Below are 11,478 nucleotides of genomic sequence, written 5' to 3'. Positions count from 1 at the left end.
GGTTGGGGTGAGGGACTTCGTGCATGGCGGGGTCCTTGTGGTCAGCGGGGGGGGTGGGAGACGGCAGCGGGGATGGCGTCGGACAGCCGGTCCAGGACCGCCGCGGCCTGGTCGTCGGTCAGGGTCAGCGGGGGCAGCAGCCGGACCACGCAGGCGTTGCGGCCGCCGAGTTCGACGATCAGCCCGCGGTTGAGGCACTCCTGGCGGACCGCCGCGGCGAGGGCCTGCGCCGGGGCCCCGGTGTCCGGGTCGACGAGTTCGATGCCGATCATCAGGCCGCGGCCCCGGACGTCCCCGATGCAGGAGTGCGCGGAAGCCAGGCCGCGCAGGGCGGTCAGCATCCGCTCGCCCAGGGTCGCGGCGCGTTCGGCGAGACGGTTCTTCCGTACGTACGCCAGGGTGGCCGCCCCGGCCGCCATCGCCAGCTGGTTGCCCCGGAACGTTCCGGCATGGGCTCCCGGTGCCCAGACGTCCAGGCCCGACCGGTACACGATCACCGCCAGGGGGAGGCTGCCGCCGATCGCCTTGGACAGGACCATCACGTCCGGCACCACCCCGGCGTGGTCGACGCCCCAGAAGGCGCCGGTACGGCCCACGCCCGTCTGCACCTCGTCCGCGATCAGCGGGATCCCCCGGGCCTCGGTGATCTCCCGCATCCGGCGCAGCCACGCGTCGGGTGCAGGGAAGACCCCGCCCTCGCCCTGCACCGGTTCGACGATCATCGCCGCGGGCGAGGGCACCCCGCCCTTGGGGTCGTCCAGCAGGCTCTCGGTCCAACGGGCCCCGAGCCGCGCGCCCTCGGGGCCGCCGACCCCGAACGGGCAGCGGAGGTCCTGCGGGAACGGCAGCCGGGTCACCCGTACGTCCGGCGCTCCGCCCGAGGCGCCCAGGGCCCCGGCGGTCATCCCGTGGTAGGCACCCGTGAAGGCCAGCAGCCCCGAGCGACCGGTGGCGGTCCGGACCAGCTTGAGCGCGGCCTCGACCGCATCCGTGCCGGCGGGCCCGCAGAACTGGATCCGGGCGTCGGCGGCCAGGGCCGGCGGGAGGCAGGCGAACAGCTCCGTGGTGAAGGCGTCCTTGACCGGGGTCGCGAGGTCCAGGACGTGCAGCGGAGCTCCGGAGTCGAGGACGCCCCGTACGGCTTCGAGCACCACGGGGTGGTTGTGCCCCAGGGCGAGGGTGCCGGCCCCGGAGAGACAGTCCAGGTAGCGCCGCCCGTCGGCGCCCTCGATGGTCAGCCCCCGGGCGCGCACCGGGACGATGGGCAGCGAGCGCGCGTACGTCCGGGCGGCGGACTCCCGCATCGCCTGCCGCCGCAGGATGCCCTCCACCCCGCCGGGCCCCACGGCCCGGGTTCCTTGCGCCGACACCTGCAACGGCACCTGCGCGGCAGCCGCGCCCTGTTCGGTCAAAGCCACGACTCTCGGACCTCCCGCACGGACTGCTCCATCGGATTGCGCCTCGAACATGAACGCCGCCCCCCATCCCCCGTACGTACCAACGACGGTGGCGGCGGCGGATCACGGGTGGCCCGAAGATCCTTGCCCCGCCGGGACTTCGCCCCGGATCCACCCGGAGTTCGCGGCGTTCGCCGGTCCCGGAACCGCGGCCCCGGGCTGTGCCGTCCCCAACGGCAGCGGCATAGTGGGGTGCTGCACTTGGCGGCACGCACCCCGCGTGCCCCACGTACCTCAACTGCACCGCGTCTGACACCCAGAATCACCAGGGGGATTCACGACATGCGACCGAACCGACCGGTCACCGCGATCCTGTGCGCGGCGGCACTCGCCATGACCGCCGCGGCCTGCGGACCCGGCGACGGGGAGGCCGGCGGCGACGCCAAGCCGACCGTGGCGGCGAGCCTCCCGACCGGAGCCGACGGAACCATCAAGATTCCGGACCAGCTCAAGGAGAAGCTCAAGCAGCACGGCTTCGACCTGGACAAGTGGAAGGGGGGCGCGTGGAAGAACTGGAAGCAGGAGGACTGGCTGCGCGAGGCGGGCGACTACGTCAACCCGATCATCGAGGACCTCTGGGACCCGGACCGCATGCGTGAGGCCGACAAGACCCCGCAGTCCCCGGCCGTCGACCCCGACGCCGGCAAGGACCAGGGCGTCACCGACCCGACCCCGGTGCCGGTGCAGGCCAGGGCCGCCAACGCGCCGTACCACACCAGCGTTCCCGTCTCCGGCAAGGTGTTCTTCGACGGCCCCGAGGGCTCCATGGTCTGTTCGGCGACCGTGGTGAAGGACCCGGCCCACCCGGGCAAGTCCAACATGGTCTGGACGGCCGGCCACTGCGTGCACGCGGGCAAGTCCGGCGGCTGGTACCGCAACATCGCCTTCGTCCCCTCCTACAACAACGCGGCCAAGCCGGCCGCGCAGCTCAAGGGAGCACCGCGCGAGCAGGTCGCCCCGTACGGCGTGTGGTGGAGCGACTGGGCGCAGACCTCGGACCAGTGGATCGCGAACGGCGGTCCGACCGGTGGCGCGGGCGCGCCGTACGACTTCGCGGTGCTGCACGTGACCCCGGAGAAGAGCACCGGGAAGTCCCTGGAGGAGACCGTCGGTGCGGCGCTCCCGGTGGAGTTCAACGCCCCGGCGGTGCCGAAGGTCGCGAGCATCACGGCGACCGGCTACCCGGCGGCGGCCCCGTTCGACGGCCAGAAGGCCTACCAGTGCGCCGACAAGCCGGGCCGGCTGTCGCTGGCCGCGAACGCCCCGGTGATGTACCGGATCGGCTGCACGATGACCGGCGGCTCCTCCGGCGGCGGCTGGGTGGCCGCGGGCAGTGACGGCAAGCCGGCGCTGGTGTCGAACACCTCGATCGGCCCCGCCAAGGCGGGCTGGCTGGCCGGACCCCGGCTGGGCCCGGAGGCCAAGGGGATCTTCGACGCCGTGAGCGCCAAGTTCAAGTAGGCGGCTGGTCGCGGTCCCGTCCACAGGAACGAAAACGGAGGGCCCCCTGCACCGCAGGGGGCCCTCCGTCATGCATCCGGCCGCGCGTTACCGCTTCGCCGGCACGTACGGCGCCAGGTCCGACGCCAGTTCCTGATGGACCCGCACCTTCAGCAGGGTGCCCTCCGGGGTGTGCTCCTCGGAGATCACCTCGCCCTCGGCGTGGGCCCGGGCGACCAGCGAGCCGCGCGTGTACGGCACCAGCGCCTCGACCTCGACCTCGGGCCGCGGCAGCTCGGAGTCGATGAGCGCGAGGAGCTCGGCGATGCCCTGCCCCGTACGCGCCGAGACGGCGATGGAGTGCCGTTCGATCCGCAGCAGCCGCTGCAGTACGAGCGGGTCCGCGGCGTCGGCCTTGTTGATCACCACGATCTCGGGCACGTTGACCGCGCCGACCTCGCGGATGACCTCGCGGACGGCCGCCAGCTGCTCCTCCGGGGCCGGGTGCGAGCCGTCCACGATGTGCAGGATGAGGTCGGAGTCGCCGACCTCCTCCATCGTGGAGCGGAACGCCTCGACCAGGTGGTGGGGCAGGTGCCGGACGAAGCCGACCGTGTCGGCCAGGGTGTAGATCCGGCCGGACGGCGTCTCGGCCCGGCGCACGGTCGGGTCGAGGGTGGCGAACAGTGCGTTCTCCACCAGTACGCCCGCGCCCGTGAGGCGGTTGAGCAGCGAGGACTTGCCGGCGTTGGTGTAACCGGCGATGGCGACCGAGGGCACCTTGTTGCGGCGGCGCTCCTGCCGCTTGATGTCGCGGCCGGTCTTCATCTCCGCGATCTCCCGGCGCATCTTCGCCATCTTCTCGCGGATCCGGCGCCGGTCGGTCTCGATCTTGGTCTCACCGGGGCCTCGGGTGGCCATGCCGCCACCGCCGCCGCCACCCATCTGCCGGGACAGCGACTGACCCCAGCCGCGCAGACGCGGCAGCATGTACTGCATCTGCGCGAGGGCGACCTGCGCCTTGCCCTCGCGGGACTTGGCGTGCTGGGCGAAGATGTCGAGGATCAGGGCGGTCCGGTCGACCACCTTGACCTTGACGACGTCCTCGAGGGCGATGAGCTGGCCGGGGCTGAGCTCGCCGTCGCAGACGACGGTGTCGGCTCCGCTCTCCAGCACGATGTCGCGCAGTTCGCGGGCCTTGCCCGAGCCGATGAAGGTGGCCGGGTCCGGCTTGTCACGGCGCTGGATCACGCCGTCGAGTACGAGGGCGCCCGCCGTCTCGGCGAGGGCGGCGAGCTCCGCGAGGGAGTTCTCGGCGTCCTGCACCGTTCCGGAGGTCCAGACGCCCACCAGCACGACGCGCTCCAGGCGCAGCTGCCGGTACTCGACCTCGGTGACGTCTTCGAGCTCGGTGGAGAGGCCGACCACGCGGCGCAGCGCAGCGCGCTCGGAGCGCTCGAACTGCTCGCCGTCCCGGTCTCCGTCGACCTCGTGGCTCCAGGCGACGTCCTCTTCCATCAGGGCGTCGGCCCGGAGGCTCTCGGTGAAGCTCTGCGAGTCCGGCACGTCCCGTGCGTCCCGCGCGTCCTGGGAAGGGGAAGAAGAGGAGGTCATTGGATCCTTACGTCGAAATCGAATGCGGTCGTGCCACGCATGGCCGTGGCCAGGCGTCACAGTGACTCTCACACTGTCACGTCCAACGTGTCACATCGCCGGGAGATTCCCCCGGCCCGCGGCTCCGTCGATCGGCCCTGTCGATGGTGACATGCCCGCTCCCCGGGGGTCACACGCTTTTCGGCCCGCCCCACTCCGGATGCCCGGGCATCGCCGGGGTCGTCTTCCCGTACAGCCACGGGTTCAGGAAGGCCGTGAGGTCCCGTCCTGCCACCTCCGAGGCCAGGCGTACGAAGTCCTCCGTGCCGGCGGTCGCGTCCTTGTACTCCGCCACCCAGCGCCGCTCGACCCGGTCGAAGGCCTTCTCGCCGATCTCCTGCCGCAGTGCGTACAGCGCCAGCGCGGCCCCGTCGTAGACCGCCGGCCGGAACAGCCCCACCTTCTCCCCGGGGGCGGGGGTCTTCGGCGCGGCCGGGGGTCCGCCGGCCGCCCGCCACTGGTCGGAGCGCTGGTACGCCTCGCGCATGCGCCGCTCCATGGAGTACTTGCCGAGGCCGTCCGCGTACAGGGCCTCGTACCAGGTGGCGTGCCCCTCGTTGAGCCACAGGTCGGACCAGGTCCGCGGGGTGACGCTGTCGCCGAACCACTGGTGGGCCAGCTCGTGGACCATCACGGCCTCGACGTACCACGCGGGGTAGCCGGTCCCCGAAAACAGGCCGCTCTCGAAGAGCGAGAGGGTCTGCGTCTCCAGCTCGAAGCCGGTCTTCGCCTTGGCGATCAGCACCCCGTAGTTCTCGAAGGGGTACCTGCCGACGCGCGCCTCCATCCACTGGACGTGCCCGGCGGTCTTCTTCAGCCAGGGCTCCAGGCGCGCCCGGTCCGCGGCCGGGACCACGCTGCGCAGCGGCAGCCCGTGCGGACCGGTTGCCTGCACCACGGCCGAATCGCCGATGGAGACCTGCGCGAGCTCGGTGGCCATCGGGTGCAGGGTGCGGTACGTCCAGGTGGTCGTGCCGGCGGCCCGGGGGGCCGGGAGGGCGCCCGCCACCCCGTTGGCGACGGCGGTCAGACCGGCCGGGGCGGTGATCCGGAAGGTGAAGTAGGCCTTGTCCGCCGGGTGGTCGTTGCAGGGGAAGACCCGGTGGGCGGCGTCGGCCTGGTTGGCCATGGCCAGCCCGTCTTCGGTGGGCAGCCAGCCTCCGTCGGCGATGCCCCGGGGATCGCTGGTGTGCCGGATCTCGATGTGGAGCGGCACGTTCGCCGTGACCGGGGCGGCCGGGGTGAGCACGAGGTCCTCCCCGGCGCTCTCGAACCGCGCCGGCTCGCCGTTGACCTGGGCCGATGCCACGGTGCCGTGGCTGAAGTCGAGGTTGATCCGCTCCAGCGGCTCCAGCGCGCGGGCGTCGATGACGGTGACCGCGTCGAGCGGGCTCTTGTTGTCCTTGTACGTGAAGGACAGGTCGTACGAGAGGACGTCGTACCCGGGGTTCCCGAGCTCCGGGAACAGCGTGTCGCCGATGCCGAGCGGCTTCGGCGGGGGCAGCACGGCGGCGACGAGGGTGAGCGAGGCCGCGGCCAGCAGGGCGGCGCGCAGGCGCGGGGAGGAGAGCTGCATCCCCCACCGCTTACCAGCGCCCGCCGCCCGCCCGCGTACGGCGCGCGACGGTTCCACCCGAACGGGACCTTCCGCGGCCGCGCGCTCGGCTCCAGGGCCGCGAGATGACGCCCCTAGGCCCGGCGCACGTCGTAGACCCCCGGCACGTCCCGCATGGCCCGCATCAGGGAGGGCAGCCCGGTCGCGTCGGGCAGTTGCAGGGTGTAGGTGTGCCGGACCCGCTGCTCCACGGGGGGTTCCACGGTCGCGGAGACCACCTCGACCCCTTCGCGGGCGATGGCCTCGGTCAGGTCGGCCAGCAGGTGCGGGCGGCCGAACGATTCGGCGAGCAGCGTGACCCGGCAGTCCGCCGTGGCCCGCCAGTGCACGGCGACGGAGGTCCGCCCCAGCGCGCGCATCTGGGCCACCGCGGCGCAGTGGATGCGGTGGACGGTGACGGCCCCGCCCCGTACGACGAACCCGGCCACGGCGTCCGGCGGCACGGGCGTGCAGCAGCCGGCCAGCCGTACGGGGGCGTCCGGCAGGTCGGCCACGGCATTGCCGCCGCCGCCCCGGGCGCCGACCACGGACAGCGGTGCCCGGGCGGGCGTGGCGGCGGGCTTCACGGTGTCGGGGTGCGCCTGGAGCCAGCTGCCGATGGCGATCCGGGCGGCCGGGGTCCTGGCGTGCTCCAGCCAGTCGGCGGCGGGCCCCGAGGAGGCGTCCTGGGCGAGCAGCAGCTGGACGGTGTCCCCGTCGGACAGCCGGGAGGCCAGAGAGGTGAGGCGCCCGTTGACCCGGGCGCCGATACAGCCGTGGGCCGCCTCGCCGTACTGCGCGTAGGCGGCGTCGATACAGCTGGCTCCGGCGGGCAGGCCGAGCGTCCCGCCGTCGGCACGGAACACGGTGATCTCCCGGTCCTGTGCCAGCTCGGCGCGCAGCACGCTCCAGAAGGTGTCGGGGTCGGGCGCGGACTGCTGCCAGTCGAGGAGGCGCGAGAGCCAGCCGGGCCGGGTCGGGTCGACCCGCTCCTCGTCGCAGTCGGGGGCGGGCTCGGCGGCCGGAGCCGTGGTGTACGGATTGCCGAGGGCGACGACCCCGGCCTCGGCGACCCGGTGCATCTGGCGGGTGCGGACGATGACTTCGGCCACGTACCCCTCGGGCGTGGCGACGGCGGTGTGCAGCGACTGGTAGAGGTTGAACTTCGGGGCGGCGATGAAGTCCTTGAACTCCGAGACGACCGGGGTGAAGCAGGTGTGCAGCTCGCCCAGCACGGCGTAGCAGTCGGCGTTCTCGCCGACGAGGACGAGGATGCGGCCGAAGTCGGAGCCGCGCAGCTCGCCGCGCTTGAGGGCGATCCGGTGCACGGAGACGAAGTGCCGGGGGCGTACGACCACCTCGGCGGCGATCCCGGCGTCGCGCAGCACGGCGCGTACGGACTCGGCGATGGCGGGCAGCGGGTCGCGCTCCCCCGCGTGGGCCGCGATGAGCGCGCGGGTGTGCTCGTACTCCTCGGGGTGCAGGATCGCGAAGACGAGATCTTCCAGCTCGGTCTTGAGGGCCTGCACGCCGAGCCGTTCGGCGAGCGGGATGAGGACGTCGCGGGTGACCTTGGCGATGCGCGCCTGTTTCTCGGGGCGCATCACGCCGAGGGTGCGCATGTTGTGCAGCCGGTCGGCGAGTTTGATGGACATGACGCGGACGTCGTTGCCGGTGGCGACGAGCATCTTGCGGAAGGTCTCGGGCTCGGCGGCGGCCCCGTAGTCGATCTTCTCGACCTTGGTGACGCCGTCCACGATGAAACAGACCTCGTCGCCGAATTCCGCGCGGACCTGATCGAGGGTCACCTCGGTGTCCTCGACCGTGTCGTGGAGCAGAGAGGCCGTCAAGGTGGTTGTCTCGGCGCCGAGTTCGGCGAGGATCAGGGTGACGGCGAGCGGATGTGTGATGTACGGCTCACCGCTTTTCCGCATCTGGCCGCGGTGCGAGGACTCCGCGAGCACGTACGCGCGGCGCAGGAGCGAAAGGTCCGCGTCCGGGTGGTGGGCGCGGTGCGCCTCGGCGACGTGGCCGATGGCGTCGGGGAGCCGGTCTCGGGATGTGGGTCCGAGAAGGGCCGCGCGCCCGAGTCGTCGCAGGTCAAGGCGGGTTCGGCCTCGTCTGCGGAGTTCAGGGCGCGCTTCGGGACGTGCTTCGGGGTTCGTGGCCTCTGCACTCATGGGCACCTCCGGCGGCTTCGACCGGCGGTGGCGGGCATGGGGTGAGCCCTCAGGGCCGGTGCCTGATGCTACCGACCCCACCACGTGGCGCAGTCCGCCTCTCGCTCAGCGTGAAACGGATCACCCATTAGAGGGAAGCCTCAGCCGAAAGCCGTTTCGGTGAGCCAGGCCGCGTCAAACTCGCCCGCGGCGACGATGACGGCAGGTCCCGTCATGTCGATCTGCCCGTCGGGGTGTTCGGTGATGGTGAGGGTGCCGCCGGGGAGGTCGACGGTGTACGTGACGGGCTCGCCGGTGACGGCCGGGTCGGCGCCGTCACGGCGGATGGCGGCCACGGCGACGGCGCAGGCGCCCGTGCCGCAGGAGCGGGTCTCGCCGGAGCCGCGCTCGTGGACGCGCATGGCGACGTGCCGGGGGCCGCGGTCGACGACGAACTCCACGTTGACACCCGTCGGGTAGACCTCGGCCGGGCTGAACGGGGGCGGGTCGAGCAGCTTTCCGGCGTGGTCCAGGCTGTCAACGAACGCGACGGCGTGCGGGTTCCCCATGTTGACGTTGCGGGCGGGCCAGGCGCGCTCGCCGACGCTCACGGTGACCTGTTCCTCGGGGAGGACGGCGCGGCCCATGGAGACCGTCACGTCGCCGCTCTTGTCGAGGTGCACCCGCTTGACGCCGCCGCGGGTGGCGACGGCGAGGTCGCCGGGCTCGACGTGGCCGGCGTACTGGAGGTAGCGGGCGAAGACGCGGACGCCGTTGCCGCACATCTCGGCGATGGAGCCGTCGCTGTTGCGGTAGTCCATGAACCACTCGGCCTCGTCGGCCATGTCCGCGGCCTCGGGGTGCGCGGCGGACCGGACCACGTGCAGCACCCCGTCCGCGCCGAGTCCGGCGCGCCGGTCGCACAGCTTCGCGACGGCGGTCGCGGGCAGCTCGACGGCGTTGTCCGGGTCCGGAACGATCACGAAGTCGTTCTCGGTGCCGTGGCCCTTGAGGAAGGAGAGGCTCGTCTGCGTCACGCGCCCATGGTAACCAGCGGGGCGTTCGGGCAGGTCGGCGGCGCCCGCCGGGAGCGGCGGACGGGCGGCACGGGACCCCGGCCGGTCCGGGCAGGATCCGGAAGGGACGGCCTAGCGCAGCCGCGCGACCCGGTACACGGCCAGGGCCACGACGGCCAGCGCGACCAGGGCGTACAGCCCGGCCATGCGCCAGTCGGGGCGGCGGCCGCTGCCCCGGGGCGGGAGCCCGGGCCAGGTGTGGCCGACGCGGCGGGCGGCCATCATCCCCCAGCCGCCGGCGCAGCAGCAGATGAGGAACCCGAGCATGGCGACCACGGCTCCGCCGTCGCCGAACTCGAAGGCGAGGGGGAAGGCGAACATCAGGGAGCCGGCCGCGGCCAGCATCACGATCGGGGCGATCTGCCAGATGCGCAGTCGGGGCTGCGGGCGCAGCTCGACCTCGAACTCGGGACCGGCGGCGGCCTCCGCCTCGGCGGTGTCCGGCGCGTCCGGGCCGTCGGGGGTGAGCCGTGCGGGGTCGGCGGGCAGGCCGAGGGCCTCGGGCTCGGGAGCCTCGCCGCCGGCGACCGCCGGGTGGCTGTCCCAGAGCGCCTGGTCCGCTTCCTGCCTCGTACCGTCCTGCCCGGTGTCGCGAGGGCCGGCCTCCATCGCCACGCGCCCTCCCCACTCGGACTTCGTACGCCGTTGTTCACCGCCGGTGACCGCACCCGCGGAATTTGATGATGGCACGGCTCAGGGCCCCGAACGGGCGCGAGGGGCGTCCCGATGCCATCACGTGATCAGGCTGTGACCGCTCGTTCGACCAACGACTGCGCGAGTCCGAGGAGTTCCCCCCGGTCCGCGACGGCGCCGCTGAGCCAGTGCACACGGGGGTCCCGGCGGAACCAGGAGTCCTGGCGGCGGGCGAACCGCTTGGTGGCCCGTACGGTCTCGGCCCGGGCCTCGTCCTCGGTGCACTCGCCGGCCAGGGCGGCCAGCACCTGCTGGTAGCCGAGGGCCCTGGAAGCGGTGACTCCGTCGCGCAGGCCCTGCGCCTCCAGCGCGCGGACCTCGTCGACGAGTCCGGCCTCCCACATCCGGTCCACCCGCAGTGCGATCCGCTCGTCGAGCTCCGGCCGGGCCACGTCCACGCCGATCTGCACGGTCTCGTAGACCGACTCGTGGCCTGGGAGGTTCGCGGTGAACGGCTTCCCGGTGATCTCGATCACCTCCAGGGCGCGGACGATGCGGCGGCCGTTGCTCGGCAGGATCGCCTGGGCGGCGGCCGGGTCGGCGGCGGCGAGGCGGGCGTGCAGGGCCCCCGGCCCGCGCAACGTGACCTCCGCCTCCAGCCGGGCCCGGACCTCCGGGTCGGTGCCGGGGAACTCCATGGCGTCGAGGGCGCCGCGGACGTACAGGCCCGATCCGCCGACGAGGACGGGCGTACGGCCCTGGGCGAGCAGCTTGTCGATCTCGGCGCGGGCCAGGCGCTGGTATTCGGCGACGCTCGCGGTCTCGGTCACGTCCCAGATGTCGAGGAGGTGGTGCGGGACCCCGCCGCGCTCCTCGGTCGTCAGCTTGGCGGTGCCGATGTCCATCCCCCGGTACAGCTGCATGGAATCGGCGTTGACGACTTCGCCGTCGAAATGGCGGGCCAGGGCTACGCCCAGATCGGACTTTCCGGCCGCGGTGGGGCCGACGACGGCGATGACCCGCGGAGCGGGGGCTGCGTTGCTCACCGCCCCAGTCTCTCAGCCCCCCGTCAAGACACCGGCATGTACCCGATCGAGTTACGTGACGGGGCGGTGGTGGCGTCGTTGCCCTGGCGGGGTTCCGCCGGGCGCACGCCCGGCGGAGGCCGGGCCGCACAAGGCGGAACTTCACCCGCACGAGTAGCGTTATGGGAGTAGACATGGGCGTTTTTAGTCGGTTTCGCCGCAAGGCCGCGGAAGCGAGCACGGAGGAAGCCGCGGCCGCGACGCTGACGACGGAGTCCGAGGCCGCGGTCGCCGAGAACGAGGCGGAGACCACCGGGATCGAGGCCGAGCCGGCCGGGTCGGAGGGCGCCGCGCCGGAGGGCGTGGAGATCCCGAAGCAGCAGTCGGCGGAGAAGGCCGCGGACAGCGAGGCCGGCGAAGGCGCCCGTAAGTAGCTACCGC

The 11,478-nt window shown here is 72.8% G+C and carries 9 protein-coding genes; 2 read left to right on the top strand and 7 right to left on the bottom strand.

Going from position 1 to position 11,478, the window contains the following annotated elements; all coding sequences use genetic code 11:
- Positions 1–41: 41 nt before the first annotated feature.
- Complete coding sequence (locus ADK52_RS26980; protein ID WP_078988630.1) at positions 42–1,469, bottom strand: diaminobutyrate--2-oxoglutarate transaminase family protein; 1,428 nt, start codon at positions 1,467–1,469, stop codon at positions 42–44.
- Positions 1,470–1,739: 270 nt separating this feature from the next.
- Between ADK52_RS26980 and ADK52_RS26975 the strand changes: the two genes are divergently transcribed.
- Positions 1,740–2,918 carry a trypsin-like serine peptidase gene (locus tag ADK52_RS26975; RefSeq protein WP_053692436.1) on the top strand — a complete coding sequence of 393 codons (1,179 nt, stop codon included), beginning with the start codon at positions 1,740–1,742 and terminating at the stop codon, positions 2,916–2,918.
- A gap of 87 nt (positions 2,919–3,005) precedes the next feature.
- On the opposite strand, the gene hflX is transcribed toward ADK52_RS26975, so the two are convergent.
- The 6 genes from hflX to miaA form a co-directional block, all read right to left on the bottom strand.
- Positions 3,006–4,511 (bottom strand): GTPase HflX, encoded by a 1,506-nt coding sequence (gene hflX, locus ADK52_RS26970; RefSeq protein WP_030154273.1) that lies wholly within the window; start codon positions 4,509–4,511, stop codon positions 3,006–3,008.
- A gap of 169 nt (positions 4,512–4,680) precedes the next feature.
- On the bottom strand, positions 4,681–6,126 hold the full coding sequence (locus ADK52_RS26965; RefSeq protein ID WP_053692435.1) for a M1 family metallopeptidase: 1,446 nt from the start codon (positions 6,124–6,126) through the stop codon (positions 4,681–4,683).
- A 113-nt stretch (positions 6,127–6,239) separates the two neighbouring features.
- The gene (locus tag ADK52_RS26960) at positions 6,240–8,324 is read right to left on the bottom strand and encodes a RelA/SpoT family protein (protein WP_053692434.1); all 2,085 of its coding nucleotides are present in this window, start codon (positions 8,322–8,324) and stop codon (positions 6,240–6,242) included.
- A gap of 140 nt (positions 8,325–8,464) precedes the next feature.
- Entirely contained in the window at positions 8,465–9,340 is an 876-nt protein-coding gene (gene dapF, locus ADK52_RS26955; RefSeq protein ID WP_053692433.1) for a diaminopimelate epimerase, read from the bottom strand.
- Positions 9,341–9,451: 111 nt separating this feature from the next.
- Positions 9,452–9,988, bottom strand: a complete 537-nt coding sequence (locus ADK52_RS26950) for a hypothetical protein (protein WP_107090180.1) — start codon at positions 9,986–9,988, stop codon at positions 9,452–9,454.
- Between the two features lie 131 nt (positions 9,989–10,119).
- Positions 10,120–11,058, bottom strand: coding sequence for a tRNA (adenosine(37)-N6)-dimethylallyltransferase MiaA (gene miaA, locus ADK52_RS26945; RefSeq protein ID WP_053692431.1), 939 nt, complete (start codon positions 11,056–11,058; stop codon positions 10,120–10,122).
- Positions 11,059–11,231: 173 nt separating this feature from the next.
- Here miaA and ADK52_RS26940 point away from each other — a divergent pair, with 173 nt between their 5' ends.
- On the top strand, positions 11,232–11,471 hold the full coding sequence (locus ADK52_RS26940; RefSeq protein WP_063783947.1) for a hypothetical protein: 240 nt from the start codon (positions 11,232–11,234) through the stop codon (positions 11,469–11,471).
- Positions 11,472–11,478 lie beyond the last annotated feature (7 nt).

Origin of the sequence: Streptomyces sp. WM6372 (assembly GCF_001279655.1) — a bacterium.
Lineage (GTDB): Bacteria > Actinomycetota > Actinomycetes > Streptomycetales > Streptomycetaceae > Streptomyces.
The sequence above is the reverse complement of the archived record's forward strand: the minus strand, read 5'-3'. Positions and strand labels throughout refer to the sequence as shown.